Source organism: Moraxella sp. CTOTU47915, from assembly GCF_031986685.1.
GTDB classification, from domain to species: Bacteria; Pseudomonadota; Gammaproteobacteria; order Pseudomonadales; family Moraxellaceae; genus Faucicola; species Faucicola tetraodonis.
Genome location: NZ_DAMAAE010000006.1, coordinates 87,155 through 108,626 on the forward strand (window position 1 = coordinate 87,155; position 21,472 = coordinate 108,626).

The window sequence follows — 21,472 nt, forward strand, 5'->3', positions numbered from 1 at the left end:
TAATCAAAAAGGGGGATAAAGTTGATGCTAGTGTAACGCTAAACGTTAGCTAAATCGTCAATAAATTTGTTACCCTTACAGCTGTAAGCCAATCATCAGCAGCTCATAATCCAGCCCAATCGGCGATTGGTCTTGCAAATAGCGTCTAAATGTCGCTGTATCGATGCTGTCTTTGCCAGAGACGGCGCCGCCCATTTGCTTGAGATTTTTTAACAGACTTTTTAAATTGTCATAAGAAAAAGCAAACGATTGCTCGGTGTGATACATTAGCGTGCCTTGACGCTGTTGCCGCAACGTCTCTATCGCCGCTAGCCAAGCGTGACTGGGTAAAAAATCAAAAACAGGTAAATTGGGAAAGCGCTGACTGACTTGATGAAAAGAGCCTGCCACCGGAATTGCCAAATGCAGTTGACCTTTGGTTTTGACAATGCGCCCAAGCTCTGCGATAACGCTTGGCGATGTCCAATGAAGGGCAAAACTACTCATCACCAAATCGGCAGATTGATTTGCCAATGCCATATCTGCCATATTGGCGCAAAGCGCTTGGCTGTGTAGCGTCATTGTGGGAGCTGGTAGCGACGAGACTGGGGTAGATGACAGCGGCATCGACAAAAGATGCGCGACTCGCTGTTGCCAAATTGCAAGCATACTGGCAGCAGTATCGACACCATATAACTGAGCGGAAGCTAACGCTGCGTTTTGTAAAAACTTTGACATTACCGCCTGCGTCAATTTTCCTGTGCCACAACCCACATCCACCATGCACATATCGGTTACGCCGGTATGGTAACGCACAATGAGCTGCGCCAAGTGCTCTGCCACCTGCGATTGAATCGGCGTGGCGGCATCGTATGAGGTGGCAAATTGTTCAAAAACAGGGGTAACAGTACAGGACATCATCGACTAAAACAACAAATCAGTTAACTTTAACACTATTAATCAGCCCTGCATAGTCATAATCGTCTTGTGTGAGCAAATCAACCCCGCAAGGCAAATTGCCTATCCAATCCAAAAAGCGATTAATCATGGCTTTGCCAACAAAAGATTTGCCATGCTGCGGCACAATCATCTCGACGTCTAACTGCCGAACCGCATCTGCCCAAAAGCGGGTGACTTTATTGCTGACCATGTAGCGCTGATGAAACCCTCGCATGGTCGGAATATGGGAATCAAAATCTTCCACTGGCACATTCGCATCACCCAACAACGAAGCCCCCATATCGCCTGAAAATAAAATTTTGCTGATGGGGTCATAAAATTGAAAATTACCTTCTGAATGCAGAAAATGCGCAGGCAAAGCAAATAACTGGGTTTTACCCAAAGGCAACACCGCGCCTTCATCCGGCAGCGCAATCAAGCGCTTAAGATACCCTTCTTGCAGACGATCAGTGGTAAACGCGGAGTTAAGATGCGGTAAAAAACGCTCCCACAATCTTGAGATAACGATATTGGCTTGGGTATGCAGTAACCAGCGCGGTAATGACGCAATGATATCAGGGTCTTGGTGTGAGCCAATCACATAGCGAATATGCCTTATATCCGTATGTTTGAGCAATGCTAGGGTTAGCGGCGTATAGGTCAAGTCCCCACCTGGGTCAATAACCGCGCCGACAGTTTCCTCATCTGAGTGCAAAATTAAAAATTGATTGGACTGAATACCGTCACCTTTTACCAAATCACTAAACATAATGCACTGATGCTTGCCATTATCAAAAATTATTTTACCGCTCATAGCCTACCTGCCCATTTAACCGACAAATAAAACTTAAACTACTGATAAAAAACGCTATCACACACGCTATAAAAGTGCGGAGCAAAGTGACTTTGAGTGACTTTGCAAACCATTATTAACCGTTAGCTATCAACTTTAACACATTGGCTTTAAATCCCTAAAAATAGTAAGGATTATAGCATTTTATTGACGGGATTGAGGCATTTTTGCTTAAATCCCTGTTAACTAAATTATGCTCAAATTTGTTTTTAGTGGTATCATACCAAGCAATTTTTTAGGCAAAATTTGTGTGCTTTAAGCGCATGATTGCTGCAAACGGTAAAGGCAATTTGTTATGATTTTGGCACTTGAAAGTGTGTTTGACCAATGCTCAGTGGCATTCGTGGATTTAGCGGGTAATGTGGTCGCTGAACAGACCCTTACGGGAAATCGTCTGCAAACCCAGCAAATTTTGCCGATGATACACGCGCTGATGACAGCATCATCGATTGATTGGTCACAACTGACTGCGATTGCTTTTAATCGAGGTCCCGGGGCTTTTAGTGGCATACGCATTAATACGGCGGTAGCGCAAGCCATCGCCTTTGCCCATGATGTGCCTTGTTTGCCTATATCAAGCCTGCAAGCTGTCGCCCAATCGGCATTTGAACTACACCAACGCCCCCACGTATTGGCGCTGACAGATGCGCGCATGAACCAAGTGTACGCCGGTGAATACGCTATGAGCGCTGGTATCATGCAGCTTGTGGCAGGTGCTACTGAGCATTTACTTGATTATGACAGTGTGATAGACAAAGACTTAGCCTTAGTAGGTAATGGCGCAACCTTGGTCAATGCGCAGCTAGGTCAAGCCATCTTTGCCGATATTTGCCCCTCAGCGGTTATCATTGCCAAACTTGGGCTAGCCTTGTATGAGCAGCACCAATCAGTCCCTGCTGAGCTGGCGTTGCCGGTTTATTTAAGAAATAATGCGTGGAAAACACTAGCCGAACAACAAAAGACTTAATTTATCGGCTGATTACTCATGTTGTGTTAAGTTTGACTCGCTACCCTTTATCTTGTTATAAGCGCAAAAATTGTTAGCTTTGACTGTTAATCACTAACATTGTTGGATACGTTATGGATCTTATTTTGATTTTTAAAGCCATCATCATGGGCATGGTTGAGGGCATTACCGAATTTTTACCGATTTCAAGTACCGGGCATTTAATTCTTGCCGACTCCTTGTTAAATTTTTGGACCAAAGATAAAGCCGACTTGTTTATCGTCGTCATTCAGCTGGGTGCGATTTCAGCGGTAATTTATTTGTACTGGGGACGGTTATGGCGTGCCTTGATGGGACTTATCACGGGTAAAGACCCTGAGCGTAAAAACCCGCGTCAACTGGGCATCTCGCTGATTATTTCCACCATTCCGATTATGCTGATAGGTTTGATGTTTGATAAAGCGTTAAAAGCGGCGTTGTTTAACCCAACCGTGGTGGCAATCTCTTTGATTGTCGGTGGTTTGATTATCTTCTGGGCAGAGCGCCAACAACACAAACATACCGTCAAATATGCTGAAGCGGAAGATATTGATATTAAAACGGCGATTATCATCGGTTTGATTCAATGTCTTGCCTTGATTCCTGGTACTTCTCGCTCTGGTTCTACGATTATTGGCTCTCTATTTTTGGGGGTATCACGTAAGGCGTCTGCGGAATATTCTTTCTTTTTAGGGATTCCTGTATTAGTAGGTGCTGGGCTATTAGATCTGACCAAAAACCATCATATTTTGACCAGTGCTGAAGACTGGACCATCATGGCAGTGGGTGTGGTAGTCTCATTTATTTTTGCCATGATTTTCATCAAATGGTTGGTTAACTGGGTCAGTACCCGTGATTTTACGATTTTTGCTTGGTGGCGTATCGTGGTAGGCGTACTGGTACTCATCGCTGGTATGCTGGGCTATATTTAAATCCCTATGCTATCTCATCAATCAATCCAACTGTATTATGTTGACACTTTGCCAAGCGAGCAGCGTTTGGCAAATGTTGAAACGATACTCGCCCCTTTATCCGTCGATTTACAATTGCAAAAGATTACTAGCAAAGTAACTCAAAAATGGCTGAAATCAGTCGATGATAACAGTGTGCTGATTGATGAGGTAGGCGATGTTTTTGTCATCGCAGCGGGCATGAAAGTCAGCCCAAATTGGCAAAGCCTACAACAGCGTGTGGTCAAAGCGGGCAAAAAAACTGAACTGCTACTCAAAGCCATGCAGCTACAAGCCAGCATGACTGTCATTGATGCGACCGCAGGTTTTGGGCATGATAGCCTAATCTTGGCAAGTACCGGTGCCAGTGTGACTTTGCTAGAGCAGCAGCCACTTATGTTTTTACTATTGCAACTGGAACAGCAAAAAATGGCGCAGCATCGCAACTGGCAAAAATTGATGAGTCGATTAACGATTTATCATGGCGACGCGATAGAATTGCTGGCTAAATTGCCAAAAGTTGACCGTGTCTATCTAGATCCGATGTTTCCCGCGGATAGCTACAAATCAGCGGTTAATAAACATATGCAGATGTTGCATACTGTGACGACCCCACCGTCGATTGCGCAATCACAACAATTATTGTCGGCAGCGTTGGCGCAAATCACCCCACACGGTATGGTGGTAGTTAAAAGACCTAAATCAGCGCCTTTTCTTGCAGACAAATCGCCCAACCTAAGCCTATCAAATGATATCGTGCGTTTTGATAATTATTTGAACCGCATTTAGTTTGAATAGCGTCTAGTTGCCATGTTAAAAAAAAGCTGATGAGTATCAGCTTTTTTTGTGGGTCTGGTTATTATTGACCAACCTTTTGGTTACCGACGGCAGGCGCTGCATCATCGCTGGCTTTTGGTGCATTGGGCGAGGCAGGGGCATTATCAATCACGGTATCATTTTCCGTAATCTTATCCATGTCTGAATTATCCGCGCCGCCGTCATCTGTGGCGTCTGCCTCGGTACTTGCTGGCATCGCATCAACAGGGGTCGCTGCCGTGCCACTGGCGCTGGTAGCGTCAGGACCGGCATCTACGGTGGCATTGGCTTCGGTCACAGCGGCGCTATTTTTTTCATCGGCAGGCGCAGCTGACATTGGTACGGCTTGTGATTCTGCCGCTGACGCTGCCGCGGCATTGTCTGTGCTGTCTGTCTTTTTATCACAAGCTGTCAACGTAAGCGCCGATACTAAACTCAGCATGGTGATTTTTGCTAGTGTGTTTTGCATGGGTATTCCTCTACTATCAATAAATCGCTCAATCCGACAACGTACTTGATAGCCTATATAGTAAAAATTGCTCAATCAACGAGTTTGCTAATTTAAAGATGATAATGATGTCACCTTAAATTTTACCATGGCATTGCTTGTATTTTAAACCCGAACCACATGGACAAGGGGCATTTCGGCTAATCGCTAAGTTGGCATACGGATTGTCACCATTTTCAGCCATCTCTGGACTCGCGGTTGCCGCAGCTGAGCCGCTTAGACCAAATGAATACGTGGCTCGCGTGCGTTGCTGGCTGTTACGCGCAATCATGTCTTCATCGTCACTCAGCTCACCGGTCACGCCATTCATTTCTTGGTGCTCAAAATGCAGACGCATCATCTCGGCTTGTTCGCGTTGCTGGCGCTCAAGCTCAGCGATTTCTTCTGGCGTTGGGATATGCACACGCGCTAAATCTTGCACGGTTTCAGACTTGATGGCACCGAGCATACTTTGGAACAAAGAGAAAGATTCAGATTTATATTCTTGCTCAGGATTTTTTTGCGCATAGCCTCGCAGATGGATACCTTTACGCAGTTGATCCATTTGGTTGAGATGTTCTTTCCAATGCTTATCTAGACTAGATAGCATAAAGTGACGCTCAAGTTGGGCGGCATTTTCCTCGCCCATTTGCTCACGTCGAGCGCGGTAGTTGAGTAACGCAGCCTCGATGATTTTTTGGCGTAAACCTTCTTCATCCAAACGACGATCGGCATCTAGCCAGTCATTGATTGGCATATAAATACGAAACTCATTTTCAAGCTCGTCTTCAAGCCCATCAATGTCCCATTGGTCATCAATCGAGCCGGGTGGCACGAACTGGTCAATCAAGGCATTGTATACATCGTAGTGCATCGCTTCGATACCTGCTTGTAGATTACTTTCGGCGAGCAGTTCATCGCGCTGCTTATAGATAACCTTACGTTGTTCGTTGGCAACGTCATCGTATTTGAGTAGGCTCTTACGGGCATCAAAGTCGCGGTTTTCCACTTTGCTTTGGGCGTTTTCAATCGAGCGTGACACCATTTTGTGCTCAATGGCTTCGTCTTCTTTTAGCCCCATGGCGCGCATCATATTCACCACGCGATCGCCAGCGAAAATCCGCATCAAGTCATCTTCAAGTGACAAGAAAAAGCGTGACTCCCCCGGGTCACCTTGACGGCCCGCACGACCGCGCAATTGGTTATCGATGCGGCGCGATTCGTGACGCTCAGAACCGATGATATGTAAGCCACCCGCCTCTAGCACTTGTTGGTTTCGCACTTGCCATTCGGCATGGGCTTGTTGTTTCATTTCAGGGGTGACATTATCGATTTTGGCGAGCTCTGCTTGCCAGTTACCCCCCAAGATAATATCGGTACCGCGACCTGCCATGTTGGTGGCAATAGTGACCGCATTGGGGCTACCCGCTTGCGCGATAATATCGGCTTCACGCTCGTGCTGTTTGGCATTAAGGACGTTATGTTGAATGCCTTCTTGCGTCAGTAATTCTGAAAGCACTTCACTGGCTTCAATGGTTGCCGTCCCCACCAAAATCGGCGCCTGTTTCTCTTGAATGCGTTTGATTTCGCGGATGATGCCTTGATATTTGCCCATTTTACTTAGGAAAATTTGGTCATCAAGGTCGATACGCTGAATTGGTTTGTGGGTGGGGATAATCACCACATCTAAATCGTAAGTTTGTTTAAACTCCGCAGCTTCGGTATCGGCTGTACCTGTCATGCCTGAGAGTTTGTCATACAGACGGAAATAATTTTGGAAAGTAGTAGTTGCAAGGGTTTGGTTTTCGGCTTGGATTTCGACCTGTTCTTTGGCTTCAACCGCTTGGTGCAACCCTTCTGACCAGCGGCGACCGGGCATGGTACGCCCTGTGTTTTCATCGACAATGATGACTTCGCCTTCATGCACGATATAGTGAATGTTTTTAACAAATAAATGGTGCGCACGAATCGCAGCTTGAACGTGGGCTAATAGTGGCAAGCGCGTTGGGCTATATAGGCTCTCGTTTTCGCCAAGCTCACCTTTTTCCACCAAGAATTTTTCGATTTTCTCGTAGCCTTTTTCGCTGATTTCGATTTGGCGATTTTTTTCATCAATCCAAAAATCCTGCTCACGGTTTTCGCGGTTGCCTTCTTCGGTTTCTGAGCGTTTGAGGCGCGGGATGATGGTGTCAATCAGCCTGTACATAGCCGATGAGTCTTCGGCTTGACCCGAGATAATCAGCGGCGTACGCGCTTCATCAATCAAAATCGAGTCAATCTCATCGATGATACAATAGTTGAGTCCGCGCTGTTTTTTCTCATCTAGGCGAAATACCATATTGTCACGTAGGTAGTCAAAGCCGTATTCGTTGTTGGTACCGTAGGTAATATCCGCAGCATAGGCCTCAAATTTTTCCATCGGGTCTTGCTGTGAGTAAATCACGCCGACAGTCAAGCCCAAAAAGTCAAACAACGGGCGGTTTAATTCGGCATCGCGGCTTGCCAAGTAGTCATTGACGGTGACGACATGCACGCCTTTACCGCTAATCGCGTTGAGATATATCGCAAGCGTTGCCATCAAGGTTTTACCTTCACCCGTGCGCATCTCGGCGATTTTACCTTCGTGCAAGGTGATACCGCCGATGAGCTGTACATCGTAGTGACGCATGCCAAGGACACGGCTTGAGGCTTCACGACAGACCGCAAAGGCTTCAGGTAAAATGGTATCTAGGCTAGTACCCTGCTCAAACTGGGTTTTAAATTCCGCAGTTTTCTGTTTTAATGCTTCGTCAGAGAGGGGCTGGATTTTGGGTTCTAAGGCGTTGATTTTGTCGACCAACTTACGCATTCGCTTAAGCTCACGGTCGTTTTTGGTGCCGATAACCTTGCCTATCATTTTGCCTAACATACGAGGGTTTTCCTAAAGTGCTCAAATCAATAAGTGCGATGACTTTTAATACGATGACGGTTAATAAAGGTGTTCAAAATAAATTTTGCTATTATATATGGGTTTGCTTTTTTTAGATACAAGGTTATGACAGCCTGTAAGTTTGAACCGCTTGCCTCTATTACCTTTATCTTTATCAATCCATCCCCATAATTGAGCTTTATTTTCGAGTTTTTCATTGTTGAAATTTTCTTGAAAGATTTTAACCCATCTTTGCCATTATGCTATCGAGTTTGCCATGACTGCCCCATTGACCCCACAACAACTGATTCATCAATTACCCAAAGCCGAACTACACGTGCATATCGAAGGCACGTTTGAGCCGGAGCTGATGTTTGCCATCGCTAAACGCAATCAAATTGATATACCCTACCAAACCATTGAAGATGTCAAAAATGCCTACAATTTTCATAATTTACAATCGTTTTTGGATATCTACTATGCCGGCGCAAACGTTTTGGTGAAACAACAGGATTTTTATGATTTAGCGTGGGCGTATTTTGAAAAATGCCAGGCTGATAATGTGGTGCATACGGAGATTTTCTTTGACCCACAGACCCATACAGAGCGGGGGGTGGATTTTGCTACCTGTTTTCAAGGGCTTTATCAAGCAAGCTTAGATGCCAAAGCAAAAATGGGCATCACCTCGCATTGGATCTTGTGTTTTTTGCGTCATTTGAGCGAAGACAGCGCGTTTGCCACCCTTCAGCAGGCGTTGCCATTTAAAGATAATATCATTGGCGTGGGGCTTGACTCTAGCGAAGTGGGCAATCCACCAGCCAAGTTTGAACGGGTATTTGCCAAAGCTCGAGCGCTTGGGTTTTTGACGGTTGCGCATGCGGGCGAAGAAGGCGATCCCGCGTATGTTTGGCAAGCGTTGGATTTGCTAAAGGTCAATCGTATCGATCACGGTGTGCGCTCGGCTGAAGATGATAAACTCATGCAACGCTTGATAGCGGAGCAAATGCCGTTGACGGTGTGTCCATTAAGTAACCTTAAACTAAAAGTAGTGCAAGACATGGGCGAGCACAATATCAAAAGCATGCTGCACCAAGGCGTGTGCGTGACGGTGAACTCAGATGACCCGGCGTACTTTGGTGGCTATATGAATGACAACTTTGTCGCTATTGAGCAGGCGCTAGCGCTATCAAATGACGATATCAAACAATTGGCGATCAACAGCTTTAACGCATCTTTTATAGGGGATGCTGAAAAACAGCATTGGATCTCAAAAATCGAATCGCTTTAAGCTTTTAAATAAGTTGGTAAATAAGCTCGAAAAAATAGGCTGGCAGAAATAAGCTACAAGTAACGTGCATGCCAGCCATTAACCAACCTCACACACCCAACATGGTGCGACAAACGCACCTGTTGCTTAATTTCATAACGTTTAACTATTATGCCCCAGACCATGCCTCACAATCTTGACCATCACACCCCCATGATGCAGCAATATCTTACGCTAAAAGCGAATTATCCCCATGCCTTGGTGCTGTACCGGATGGGTGATTTCTATGAGCTGTTTTTCGATGATGCCAAGCTTGCTGCCGATATTTTGGGCATCACCTTGACCCGACGTGGCAAAGATAAACAGGGCAATACTATCCCGATGGCAGGCGTGCCGTTTCATTCGGCAGACGGCTATATTGCTCGGCTGATTAATGCCGGGCAAACCGTGGTGGTCTGTGAACAAGTCGAAGAAGAAAAGCCAGAAGACAGCCTTGAAGAAAACACTGTAGCAACAGACACTGCAGCCAAAAGCATAGCAAAAAACACGGCAACAAAAACCAGCAAAACAAAAGCCAATGCCGCTAAGATTATGGAACGTAAAGTCGTCCGTACCTTAACCGCAGGAACGCTGACGGATGATAACCTCATCACCCAAGGGCAGACGCCAACGGTCGTCGCTATCAGCTTTGCCAAACAGCAAATGTCGGTGGGATTGGCACAGCTGGATTTGGCACAAGGACAAATCCGCGTCACTGAGCTTAACTGCGATAGCCATACTGCGCTACAAAGCGAGCTTGCTAACGCGCTCGCCCGCTTTGATCCCAGTGAAGTGCTGATAGATGAACAGCTGTCTGAGGCATGGCAACATTTTTTGCAGGATTGTCTGAGCGCAAATAGCCCAACAGCCACCCTACCGCCTATTTTGTCACAGCCGCACAGTTATTTTCTGCCCAATAACGCGCTTGAACATCTGACCCAGCATCTAAGTGTCACCACGCTGGCAGGGTTTGGCATTGAGCAAAAACCGCTTGCCATCTCATCGGCATCGGTTGTACTGCATTACGGCAAACAGACCCAGCAAGCTGATTTACGCCATATTCGTAGCCTGCAGCTTGAGCATAACGGCGATTTTTTGCAGCTTGATACCATCAGTCAGCAAAATTTGGAAATTTTTAAACCCGTGCTGGCATCGGGTATTTCGCTGTTATCGGTGATTGATCATTGCCAAACGCCGATGGGTAAACGCGCTTTAGTCCATCATTTGCACCGACCGCTACGCAATGTCACCCTGATTAACCGAAGGCTTGATGCGGTTGAACAACTGATGACATTACCGATAGAAGCGTTTGAATTGCTTAAACAAACCTTAAGCGAAATCAGCGATATCGAACGCATTGGGGGACGCATTGGCTTGGGTTCAGCAAAACCGACCGATTTGCTCAAATTGCGTCTGAGCTTGGCGCAAGCGTTAGCGTTGTCAAAGCAGTTACAGCAACATTTTGATTTTACCACCATAACGACGCTAAGTGCTGAGACGCCTTTGCTTGCCATGCTTAGCAAACAGCTACCTGACTTAGCCTTAACTGATAGCTTTGCCAATATCCATGCCTTGCTAGACCAAGCGATTGTCGATGAGCCGCCCGCCCACATCCGTGATGGCGGCATGATAAAAAAGGGCTATGACCCACAGCTTGATGAATTACAAAATCTGCATGGCAATATCGAGCAAACATTGGAAGAATTGGCGGTGCAAGAGCGGCAAAAAAATAACTTGCCCATGCTCAAAGTGGGCTTTAATAAAGTGAGCGGATTTTATTTTGAACTCAGCGCCCTACAAGCCAAGAACGCGCCTGAATATTTTACTCGCCGTCAAACGCTCAAAAATGCCGAACGCTTTATCACGCCAGCGCTCAAAACCATTGAAGAATCCTATTTATCGGCTCAAGGGCAAGCGTTGACCCTTGAGAAGCGTATCTATGAAAATCTGCTGCGTCAGCTCAAGTCACAGCTTGGTGAGCTGCAGCGCCTTGCCAAAGCGATTGGGTATTTGGATGTACTTGCCAACTGGGTCAGCCTAACGCGTTTGCAGAATCGTTCTACTCATATTAAAAGCTGGTGCCGCCCGTTGTTTAATACCACGGATGATACCGCAAGCCTCAATATCCAAGGCGGACGGCATATCGTGGTTGAAGCAGGTCAACAGCGCCAAGCTCACCATCAGACGGCATCGCTTGACCCATTTGTCGCCAATGACTGTGTCATGGGAACAGCCACCCAACTTGAACGATTAATGCTCATTACAGGGCCCAATATGGGCGGTAAGTCAACTTACATGCGTCAAACCGCGCTTATCGTACTACTTGCTTGTTGTGGCGCGTATGTCCCTGCGCAGTCGGTGACGCTCGGTCGTATTGAGCGGATTTTTACCCGCATTGGCTCGGCAGATGACTTGGCAAGTGGTAAATCAACCTTTATGGTCGAGATGATCGAAACCGCCAATATCATGAACCAAGCCAATGCCAACTCATTGGTACTCATGGATGAAGTCGGTCGTGGCACCAGCACCCAAGATGGTCTAGCGATTGCGCATGCGTGCGTGAATTATTTAGCAGAAAAAATTGGCTGTTTGACCCTCTTTGCCACCCATTATTTTGAGCTCACGGAACTGGCTGAGCGCCACCCCAAAATGTTTAATCAGCACCTTGTCACCCAAGAAATCAACGGGCAGTTGCTGCTATTGCATAAAATCGCACCCGGGGCAACGCATCGCAGTTTTGGATTGCATGTCGCCAAAATGGCAGGTTTGCCGCAAGCCTTATTAGCCCAAGCACAACACTATTTGGATAACCAAAGCGAACAAAAAATTTTGCCAAACCATCCTTTACCCTATCCACCAAAAGATGATAAACAAATGGGTCTGGATTTGCAAAGTGCAGCGGCTGACTATCAAACGTTGAAGGCTGATGAATATAAACTTAGTCAACAACTAAACGCCCTAAACCCTGACGAGCTGACGCCGAAACAGGCATTAGAATTTATTTATTCATTAAAGGAATTGTTAAAAAAAGCGTAACGCGCTAAAATAATACGATTGTATTTTTTATGCTTTTAACATTTGTGCAACTAAAAAAAGGTAGCCACCGCCATGACTTTCGTCGTTACTGATAACTGTGTTCGTTGTAAATATACTGACTGCGTTGAAGTCTGTCCTGTAGACTGTTTCTATGAAGGTCCGAATTTTTTGGTCATCCATCCTGATGAATGTATTGACTGTGCGCTGTGTGAACCAGAATGCCCTGCCAATGCGATTTTTTCTGAAGATGAAGTACCAAAAGGTCAAGAAATATACATCGAACTGAATGCAGAGCTTGCCGAAAAATGGCCAAACATCTCAGCCATGCATGACCCACTACCCGATGCCAAAGAATGGGATGGCGTACCCAATAAATTACAGTATATTGAAAGATAATTTGCAATTAAATATAAAAGGTGGAATATACTTCCACCTTTTTTTATCACATCCTTTTCATAATTGAGTCTCTCTCTTTATTAACATTAATACTAAATGATTTGGTATACTTAATTTTTAATATTTTGGATTGATTAAATATGAAAACATACATGATTTGGAATAATAAAGGCGGTGTAGGAAAAAGTTATTTGACTTTCCAGATAGCTTCAGAATATGCAAAACAAAACCCTACAAAACAAATTGTCGTTATTGATATGTGCCCACAGGCAAATTCTTCAGTGATGCTCTTAGGCGGAGTTAATCAAGGTTATAGCAACCTAAAACAGTTACATCAAAGAGTTAATCCAAATAGCAACCCTAAATCTATTGCTGGGTATATTAATGAAAGAATAATGAGCCCTTATCAAAATCCTTTTAAAGGGACAGGATATTTAACAGATGTTTATCAACTTAATAATCAAATTCCATCAAATTTAAGCTTAGTTGCAGGTGATCAAAATCTTGAGTTACAAGCACATCAAATTGAAGGGGCTACTAGAACTGGACCATTCGACGCTTGGAGATATGTTCATTTGTGGATTAGTGATTTGATAGCCGATATCCGCAATTTTTACAATCAAAAAGACGTGACAGTTTTTATTGACAGTAATCCAAGTTTCTCAATATATACAACAATTGCTTTAGCTGCGACAGATAGCCTATTAATTCCTTTCACAGCAGATGGTTCGTCATTAATGGCTATTCAAAGTTTAATAAATCTTGTCTATGGTCATAGTATCCCAGGCTTACCTCAATCAACTTATTTTCAAAATAGTAACACCTATCGCATGACTGTACCAAAAATATATATGTATATTGGAAATCGTTTAACTCAATCAAATAATAACTCTGCAACGGGGTTTAAAAATATTGTTTTGCATATTACTGATGAGATATACCAACTTTGGCAGAATAACTCTTCAGTATTTGAAATTCATCCTAATGGGGCAAATACTCCAAACAACAAGTCCTCTTTTAAAAATATGTTTTTATATGAAGTTAATGATGCTAACACTGCTTCAGTATACTCTAGCGTTATGGGGATTCCACTTTCAAAGGTTACAGCGGGTCCCCAAAAAAATATGAATGGGAAGAGAGTAACCATTAATCAAACACAACTTGATAAACAAGTACCAAATATCGAAAATTTAGTTAAAAACCTAATTTAAATGACTTAAAGAAGCTTGCTATTAATGATATTTGGCTTTTTAAATAACTGAAGACTTCACCATTTTATTACGATTTGCCTAACAACAACGCAATTTCTATTCAATACTTATCACTTATTGCTTATTTTAAGCATTAAAAAACGCCCTAATCAATAATTAGGGCGTTTCTATTTTTAAGGCAAACATTAACCTTTTACGGCACTGCCCCAAACTGGTACCACGGTTTGCATCAATGGTTTTAATAGTTTGATATTTGCTGCAAAGATAGAGCCTGTTTGCATCGCATTGTGTGCGCCTGTATGGTCAACCACAGTACCACGTGCTTCAGTGACAATTAATTCACCAGCACATATATCCCAAGGTTTGATAGACATTTCAAAATAACCATCAAACCGTCCCGCTGCGACATATGCCAAATCTAACGCGGCTGAACCCACACGGCGCACTTGACCGCCTTGTTCGCAGATTTTTTGTAAGCTTTCAAAATGCTCTTTGGCATAGGAGACTTTACCTTCCGCGCGGTTACGCTCAAGCGGATGACCTGTGGTAAAAAAGCCGCCATCAATGGTTTTATGCTCACTGACGCTGATACGGCGTTGGTTGAGACGCGCGCCTTTACCACGACTGGCTGAAAACATCTCATCACGCACTGGGTCATAGATGATGCCATGTTCGGTGACGCCATTTTTTTGCACCCCAATTGAGACACAAAAATGCGGTAAGCCATGAATAAAGTTGTGGGTACCATCTAATGGATCAATGACCCAGCACCAGTCTTTATCATTGCCCTTGCCTTCTTGTAGCCCAAATTCTTCACCCAAAAATGAGTGGGTTGGGTAGCTTTCTTTGAGCATCGCGATCAATAATTCTTCGCTGTAACGGTCGATTTGGGTCACCAAACCATCTAAGCCTTTGCTTTCAATCGTGAACTCTAGCTTGTGGCGATTGTTGTGTGCATTTAAAATCTCTTGACCTACTTTTTGTGCAGCGCGAGCTGCCATGACGACCATCGGTTCCATACTTGACCTTTTGTTGAAGGATAAAAATCTAAAATTTATGACAAAATCGTTTGTATCTGTTTGACCACACCCGCGACATCTAGCCCACAATCAGCTAATTGCTGCTCAGGGCTGCCATGCGCGATATATTTATCGGGGATACCGATATTAAGTAGCGTTGGCAAGGCTTGGCTTGTTTTTGCTGCTTGGGCAACGAGGTATTCATTGACCGCACTACCTGCACCGCCCATGACTTGGTGTTCTTCAAGGGTAACAATGGAGCAGTTTTGCGCCAATAGAGTATCTATTAATTCGCTGTCTAACGGTTTAACGAACCGCATATTATAAACAAAAAACGTCGTCGTTGGGTAAGTTTCGGCTAATTTTTGACACGCCGTGACCGCCGTCTTTACCATGGTACCAAAAGCAAGCACCGCAACTTTTTTCGCCACGTTGCTCGTATCTGCTGCAGTGGCTTCGATAGTCTGCTCAAGCGCTGCCTTACCGATTGGATACATCGCTTGGTTTTTATCAATTTCTGCGCCAATGCCATTACCACGTGGATAACGCACCGCAGCGGGTCCAATATGCTCATAACAGGTATTAAGTAAGTTATAGCACTCATTCTCATCTTTGGGACAAGCAATCACCATATTGGGCACAGTTCGCATAAAGGCGATATCAAATACCCCCGCATGGGTCGCACCGTCTTCACCGACCAAGCCTGCACGGTCAATGGCGAACATCACGTTGAGATTTTGCAAAGCCACATCGTGAATCAGTTGGTCATAGCCACGTTGTAAAAATGTGGAGTAAATCGCGACAATTGGTTTGACGCCTTGGGTTGCCATACCACCCGCTAGGGTCACTGCATGTTGCTCGGCAATCGCCACATCAAAGAACTGGCTAGCAAAGCGCTTGGCAAATTCGGTCATGCCTGAGCCTTCAGCCATCGCAGGGGTAATCGCCATCAGTTGTTTGTCAGTGGCGGCTTTATCGCAGATAAACTCGCCAAACACTTGCGAGTATTTTTTGGCGGGGGTGGGTGCCGGCTTTTGGCTGTCAACTGGCACAGATTTTTCTTGCACTGGGTTGATTTTTTTAAGTTTGGTAATGGCATGATAAGTAATCGGGTCACATTCTGCAGGTAAAAAGCCTTTACCTTTTACCGTATGTACATGGACAAGTACTGCCCCTTTTAACTGCTTCACCCGTTCAAATACCTGCGTCAATTTGGCAACATCATGCCCATCAAACGGTCCAAAATACTGAAAACCGATGGCTTTAAACAAGTTTTCAGGGAACACTTCATCAATGAGTTTATTGGCGATTTTCTCAGGTAATGTCTCTAACTGAGAGGGTTTAGGAATACCTTTTTCTGCCAATTTTTCGACAATTTTATTGGGCAAGCGCGAGGTCCAATCATCTAAGGCTTCGTTTGCCATGTGCAAATAATGACGAATACGGCGGTCTTCACTGGAGATGACGCGCTTGGTAAAAATCGCATCACCGTTTTTATCGATATCGACTGCCAAACCACGCTGCCAAAGGGTGGCTAAATGTTTAGAAAATCCGCCCGTTGCCTGTGAGATTGACATGTCATTATCGTTGAGCACCACAATCAAATCGGCATTTTGCTGCACCGCGTCATTCATCGCTTCAAACGCCATGCCGCCTGTCATAGCACCATCACCGACGATGCTAACCACTTTGTCATGTTTGCCTAAATAGCGCATAGCAAGCGACATGCCCAGCCCTGCAGAAATCGCCGTCGATGAATGCCCAACGCCAAAAGTATCATACTCAGACTCATGACGCTCAGGGAAAGCGGTCAGCCCATGTTGGCTACGAATGGTGGTAAGCTTGTCACGGCGACCCGTTAAAATTTTGTGGGGATAGGCTTGGTGCCCTACGTCCCAGACAATTTGGTCTTTGGGTGAGTTAAAGACATAATGCAGTGCAATGGTCAGCTCAACGACGCCAAGGTTAGAACCAAAATGCCCGCCGCTGACGCCCGTTGTATACAGCAAAAACTCGCGCAGTTCATCGGCTAATTGCTGCAATTGCGCGGTACTCATTTTTTTTAGGTCAGCAGGACTGTCCACCCCATCGAGCAGCGGCGTATGCGGCTTTAGCATAGGGATGGTATCAAAGTTTTTTAATGAGTAGTTTTGGTTAGCTATTTTAGTTTTTGACATATCTTGGCTGACACTTTTCATTGCTTACAGGGACTCGATGAGCCCTGTTGACACAGGTGAAAAAAATAAATAGTTAAAACGCACAATGACTATTAACACCTTATTGCTGGCACAAAATTGGCACAAAATACGGGCACAAAGTTGACAGACTGCCAAAGCGTTGGGCGCTTGAAAATCTAGGTGGCTAAGCTGGCATTACCAGCTTTGAATTGCCAATGTGGCGCATGAATGTGGCATAATAGCATTTTTTTGTTGATTAGACATCAAACCTCGCTATTTTAGATTGTATCTTATAGCTTCTATAAAGTTTAGACTAAAGCCTTGAGTTTTTGATAAATTTTGACAAAAAAGTTGCGTCAGATAGCATGTGAGCCTAGCTTGCGGGTTATTGATAAGATGGGTAATGACGCTATCCTTCTTGATATTTTAATCAATGCCTTCATGTAAAGGGCACTTTTATTTTTGGGTTTACCGACTTGGTTCAGTTGTTTGAGTCAGTGGGTCATTTTTTTGGAGTAGTGGGTGTCGTATCAATTTATCACGCAAGCAACCTTACCAACAGCGCATGGGCTATTTGATATTCATGTGTTTGAAGATACGGACGACACGGCACGCGATGCGCTTGGCAATCGTAAACATGAACACGTCATGCTGACGGTTGGTTTGCCCACGGCTGATAAATCCAAAATCCCATTGGTACGCATTCATAGCGAATGTTTGACAGGGGATGCGTTTAGTTCGCTTAAATGCGACTGCGGCCCCCAGCTCAACGCTACCATGCAGATGATTCAAGCTTATGCTAAAGATGGCGGCTGCGGGGCGATTTTATATTTGCGCCAAGAAGGGCGCGGGATTGGGCTGACCAACAAAATCCGTGCTTACGCATTGCAAGACCAAGGACATGATACGCTTGATGCCAATTTGCTGCTCGATTTACCTGCCGATGCTCGCACCTATGAAATGTGCAAGCCGATGCTTGAGCATGTCGGTGTGGATAAGGTAAAGCTGATAACCAACAACCCCAACAAAATTGACTATCTCAATGATATTGGTATTGAGGTGGTAGCGCGCGTACCGCTGTTGGTGGGTGTCAATCCTCACAATGAAGCCTACCTCATCACCAAAAAAGAGCGCATGGGGCATATGATTGAGAATGGATTATAAAATTCATTCTCATGACATGACACAAAACCCATTGTTTATTTTTACCATAAATTAATGCCAAGCGCGCCTAGCATCATTTTTGCCCCCACAATTAGCAGCAAACCACCAAACATGCGCTTTAAGGTGTTGGCAGGCAATTGGTGCGCCAATTTTGCCCCCACTTTGGCAAATAAATAACTCATCACTGAAATACATAAAAACGCAGTGATATGCACAAAGCCAATCGCCTCAGCGGGCAAGCCCTGTACATCTTTGCCAAAAAACATAAACCCGAGCGCCCCCGCAATGGCAATCGGTAAGCCACAGGCTGCTGACGTACCCACCGCTTGTTGCATGGTCAAACCAAAACGGCTCAAAAACGGTACGGTAAAACTGCCACCGCCAATACCAAAAATCGCCGATGCTGCCCCAATGAACCCGCCCACTCCTGTTTGTACAGGCGCAGATGGCAAGTGAGTGGTCGCGATAACTTCCGATTTTTTAGCCAAAAGCATTTTTAGCCCCATAAACAGCGCCATGCCAGCAATCAAAAACGCCAAGACCTTACCATGCAATAAATCTGCGATATAAGCACCAACAAAACTACCAACCACCAAGCCAATTGACATATTGCGCCATACATCCCAGCGCACGCCACCGCGCTTATTGTGCGATTGCATGGAGCTTATCGATGTCACCACAATCGTGGCAAGCGATGTCCCTACCGCCAAATGGGTAATGACATCGCTTGGATAGCCATATGCTTTAAAAATCGCCATCAGCACGGGTACGATAATCAATCCGCCACCGACACCAAATAGCCCGGCACAAATGCCAGCAAATGCCCCGGCCAGCAAAAACCACAGATACATCATTTTTTGCATTTCCTTTGATTAAAAATAGCGTTAGTATAGCAAACTTATCTTTTTGACGTTTGTAACATTGTGCCTAAGCTTATGAACCCGACCCTATGTACCCATCCTCATGAGAATTGATTCGCTTTGCCATACCCACTTAGCCAGCACCCACTCAACCAACAGCCAGCTGATTGAGTGGATAGTGCTCAGTTATCAAGCACAGTCGCCCACCGACCATAACCGACCGCATTTTAGCCGACCCCATTTACTCACTGCTGATACCCAATCTAGCGGACGTGGTCAACATGGCAGAACATGGCAATCACCGCTAGGCAATGTTTATTTATCGCTGTATGTGCCGACACAAGCCTATGCATTGCCGCAAAATCTTTGCTTATCTTATCGACTAGATGGTCGCTTGTCACTGTGCGTGGGTTATCAGCTCAGTCAAATACCTATCATAGAACACATCAATCAAACAAGACTGGCAAAGCATTTGCCAACCATTGGCGTCAAATGGGTGAACGATGTGGGTTTTTATCAACCACAAGACAACCTACCTGACCAATTTCAAAAACTCTCGGGTATTTTGATAGAGCCTGTCAATGTCGCAGGTCACATGCTAGGGGTCGTTGTCGGTGTGGGGGTCAATATTGCCCATGCCCCTGTGCTGACCCAAAAAACCCAAGAAGGCTTAAACTACCAAGCGATAAGCCTGCAAGATTTGACAGCGCAGCGCTTACAGCCCCGTGAATTTTATCAGCCTGTTACCGATGCCATAGCTAGTGCGATTGGGCAATTTAATCAGCTGCAAGCGGCTGAAGCAAGTCAACAATTTATCCATGATTTTTCCCAAAAAGACGTATTAAACAACAAGCATTTGCAAATTTATAACGCCTTATCTGAGCAATCAATAACAGGCATTGCAGTAGGTATCGATGCGCAAGGCTGTCTATTGATTGAGCAAGCAGATGGCAGCACACAAACGATTTGGACAGGCACCATTCAAGTTTTGGATTCAGCCGTTTCATCGTTGCAGGCAAATAAACACAAATAAAGCATCCCTCTCAAAGGTTCTCACTTATGACAAAACTTTGGCTAGACTTGGGTAATACCCGCTTAAAATATTGGCTCACGGACGATAGCGGTCAAGTGCTCGATCATGCGGCTGAGCAGCATTTGCAAGCGCCTGCCGAATTGCTCAAAGGGTTGACCTTTCGGCTTGAACGACTCAATCCTGATTTTATCGGGGTGTCATCCGTGCTCGGACAAGCCGTCAATAATCACGTTGCAGAAAGCCTAGAGCGATTGCAAAAACCGTTTGAATTTGCCCAAGTCCATGCCAAGCACGCGCTGATGTCGAGCGACTATAACCCCGCCCAACTTGGCGTTGACCGCTGGCTACAAATGCTCGGCATCATCGAGCCTAGCAAAAAACAATGCGTTATTGGCTGCGGCACTGCCGTTACCATTGATTTGGTCGATCAGGGTCATCACTTGGGGGGCTATATTTCCCCCAGTATCTATTTGCAGCGCGAGTCACTATTTTCGGGAACGCGCCAGATTAGTATTATTGATGGCACTTTTGATAGTATAGATTCAGGCACCAATACCCAAGACGCGGTGCATCATGGTATTATGTTATCCATTGTCGGGGCCATCAATGAAACCATTCATCGCTACCCTCAATTTGAAATCACCATGACAGGCGGTGATGCCCATACTTTTGAGCCGCACCTATCAGCCAGCGTGGAAATTCGGCAAGACTTGGTATTGGCGGGACTACAGCGTTTTTTTGCCGCTAAAAAATAACACTAAAAATCAAAACTAAAAACCAGAAATAAAATTAACCGTTAAAAAAAAAAGGAAATTACTGATGAAAAAAATCATTCAAACCACAAGTATCGCCTTACTCACTACGAGCCTATTAACCGCCTGTATGACTGCGCCCACCTTGCCCGCCAAACCAACGCCTTCAACAGTCAACCAGCCAGCCAATGCCACTCGCACGGTCACGCTTGCACTGGGTCAAAACATCTTTGTTAAAGAACACCAGCTAAATCTGACTTTTGATAAAGTGCTCAATGATAGCCGCTGTGCCACAGGCGTACAGTGTATTTGGGCAGGTAATGCCACAGTAGCGGTCACGGCTATGACTACCGCCTCTCGCCCACAAACCCTCAACCTATCGATTGGGGATTTGCGCGGAGACTTGCGTCAAACACAGCGTTTTGCCAATATGGATATTACCTTGACTGCGCTATCATCCACGCCTGTGTCCAGTCAATCTACTGCCACGTCAACCAGCAAACTGCCTACTATCACCTTGACAATTAAGCAAATTCCTTAATTGTTATATCCCTAAAAAAGTCATACAAAAAAAAGGGGTTAATTACCCCTTCTTTTATAC

The 21,472-nt window shown here is 45.0% G+C and carries 18 protein-coding genes; 11 read left to right on the forward strand and 7 right to left on the reverse strand.

The genetic code is table 11. The annotated features are described in order from the left end of the window. Window positions 1–75 precede the first annotated feature (75 nt). A complete protein-coding gene (locus RTL34_RS06500) occupies window positions 76–900 on the reverse strand; it encodes a methyltransferase domain-containing protein (protein WP_312115582.1) in 825 nt (274 codons plus the stop codon). A 16-nt stretch (window positions 901–916) separates the two neighbouring features. Beyond that, window positions 917–1,732: an oxygen-binding di-iron domain-containing protein gene (locus tag RTL34_RS06505; protein WP_138018574.1), complete on the reverse strand. Its 816-nt coding sequence runs from the start codon at window positions 1,730–1,732 to the stop codon at window positions 917–919. A 334-nt stretch (window positions 1,733–2,066) separates the two neighbouring features. Here RTL34_RS06505 and tsaB point away from each other — a divergent pair, with 334 nt between their 5' ends. From tsaB to RTL34_RS06520, 3 genes are all read left to right on the forward strand, one after another. Next, window positions 2,067–2,738, forward strand: a complete 672-nt coding sequence (gene tsaB / locus RTL34_RS06510; protein WP_312115583.1) for a tRNA (adenosine(37)-N6)-threonylcarbamoyltransferase complex dimerization subunit type 1 TsaB — start codon at window positions 2,067–2,069, stop codon at window positions 2,736–2,738. Window positions 2,739–2,851: 113 nt separating this feature from the next. Then, complete coding sequence (locus RTL34_RS06515) at window positions 2,852–3,688, forward strand: undecaprenyl-diphosphate phosphatase (protein WP_096489281.1); 837 nt, start codon at window positions 2,852–2,854, stop codon at window positions 3,686–3,688. A 6-nt stretch (window positions 3,689–3,694) separates the two neighbouring features. Next, window positions 3,695–4,495, forward strand: a complete 801-nt coding sequence (locus RTL34_RS06520) for a class I SAM-dependent methyltransferase (protein WP_312115586.1) — start codon at window positions 3,695–3,697, stop codon at window positions 4,493–4,495. Between the two features lie 70 nt (window positions 4,496–4,565). Here the strand turns inward: RTL34_RS06520 and RTL34_RS06525 are convergent, their stop codons facing one another. Together RTL34_RS06525 and secA are read right to left on the reverse strand one after the other, a co-directional pair. Next, a complete protein-coding gene (locus tag RTL34_RS06525) occupies window positions 4,566–4,991 on the reverse strand; it encodes a hypothetical protein (RefSeq protein ID WP_284034699.1) in 426 nt (141 codons plus the stop codon). A gap of 115 nt (window positions 4,992–5,106) precedes the next feature. After that, the gene (secA, locus tag RTL34_RS06530) at window positions 5,107–7,917 is read right to left on the reverse strand and encodes a preprotein translocase subunit SecA (RefSeq protein ID WP_203172234.1); all 2,811 of its coding nucleotides are present in this window, start codon (window positions 7,915–7,917) and stop codon (window positions 5,107–5,109) included. Window positions 7,918–8,194: 277 nt separating this feature from the next. Here secA and RTL34_RS06535 point away from each other — a divergent pair, with 277 nt between their 5' ends. The 4 genes from RTL34_RS06535 to RTL34_RS06550 all read left to right on the forward strand — a co-directional run bounded on the left by RTL34_RS06535 (window position 8,195) and on the right by RTL34_RS06550 (window position 13,866). After that, window positions 8,195–9,205 carry an adenosine deaminase gene (locus tag RTL34_RS06535; RefSeq protein WP_065253342.1) on the forward strand — a complete coding sequence of 337 codons (1,011 nt, stop codon included), beginning with the start codon at window positions 8,195–8,197 and terminating at the stop codon, window positions 9,203–9,205. 150 nt (window positions 9,206–9,355) lie between these two features. Next, entirely contained in the window at window positions 9,356–12,259 is a 2,904-nt protein-coding gene (mutS, locus tag RTL34_RS06540) for a DNA mismatch repair protein MutS (protein WP_312115591.1), read from the forward strand. 72 nt (window positions 12,260–12,331) lie between these two features. Continuing rightward, entirely contained in the window at window positions 12,332–12,655 is a 324-nt protein-coding gene (gene fdxA, locus RTL34_RS06545; RefSeq protein ID WP_007115596.1) for a ferredoxin FdxA, read from the forward strand. A 140-nt stretch (window positions 12,656–12,795) separates the two neighbouring features. Further along, complete coding sequence (locus tag RTL34_RS06550) at window positions 12,796–13,866, forward strand: ParA family protein (RefSeq protein ID WP_076776792.1); 1,071 nt, start codon at window positions 12,796–12,798, stop codon at window positions 13,864–13,866. Window positions 13,867–14,051: 185 nt separating this feature from the next. Here RTL34_RS06550 and RTL34_RS06555 read toward each other — a convergent pair whose 3' ends face one another. Both RTL34_RS06555 and RTL34_RS06560 read right to left on the reverse strand, forming a co-directional pair. After that, on the reverse strand, window positions 14,052–14,885 hold the full coding sequence (locus RTL34_RS06555) for an inositol monophosphatase family protein (RefSeq protein WP_007115595.1): 834 nt from the start codon (window positions 14,883–14,885) through the stop codon (window positions 14,052–14,054). Between the two features lie 35 nt (window positions 14,886–14,920). Then, on the reverse strand, window positions 14,921–17,062 hold the full coding sequence (locus RTL34_RS06560; protein WP_312115596.1) for a 1-deoxy-D-xylulose-5-phosphate synthase: 2,142 nt from the start codon (window positions 17,060–17,062) through the stop codon (window positions 14,921–14,923). 522 nt (window positions 17,063–17,584) lie between these two features. On the opposite strand from RTL34_RS06560, the gene ribA reads away from it, so the two are divergent. Then, entirely contained in the window at window positions 17,585–18,226 is a 642-nt protein-coding gene (gene ribA, locus RTL34_RS06565; protein ID WP_312115597.1) for a GTP cyclohydrolase II, read from the forward strand. Between the two features lie 41 nt (window positions 18,227–18,267). Here ribA and RTL34_RS06570 read toward each other — a convergent pair whose 3' ends face one another. Then, window positions 18,268–19,080: a sulfite exporter TauE/SafE family protein gene (locus RTL34_RS06570; RefSeq protein ID WP_312115599.1), complete on the reverse strand. Its 813-nt coding sequence runs from the start codon at window positions 19,078–19,080 to the stop codon at window positions 18,268–18,270. 109 nt (window positions 19,081–19,189) lie between these two features. Between RTL34_RS06570 and RTL34_RS06575 the strand changes: the two genes are divergently transcribed. The 3 genes from RTL34_RS06575 to RTL34_RS06585 all read left to right on the forward strand — a co-directional run bounded on the left by RTL34_RS06575 (window position 19,190) and on the right by RTL34_RS06585 (window position 21,412). Next, entirely contained in the window at window positions 19,190–20,119 is a 930-nt protein-coding gene (locus RTL34_RS06575) for a biotin--[acetyl-CoA-carboxylase] ligase (protein WP_312115601.1), read from the forward strand. A gap of 26 nt (window positions 20,120–20,145) precedes the next feature. Next, window positions 20,146–20,874 (forward strand): pantothenate kinase, encoded by a 729-nt coding sequence (locus RTL34_RS06580; protein ID WP_219331637.1) that lies wholly within the window; start codon window positions 20,146–20,148, stop codon window positions 20,872–20,874. Window positions 20,875–20,938: 64 nt separating this feature from the next. Next, window positions 20,939–21,412 carry a hypothetical protein gene (locus RTL34_RS06585; protein ID WP_065253348.1) on the forward strand — a complete coding sequence of 158 codons (474 nt, stop codon included), beginning with the start codon at window positions 20,939–20,941 and terminating at the stop codon, window positions 21,410–21,412. Window positions 21,413–21,472: the final 60 nt, after the last annotated feature.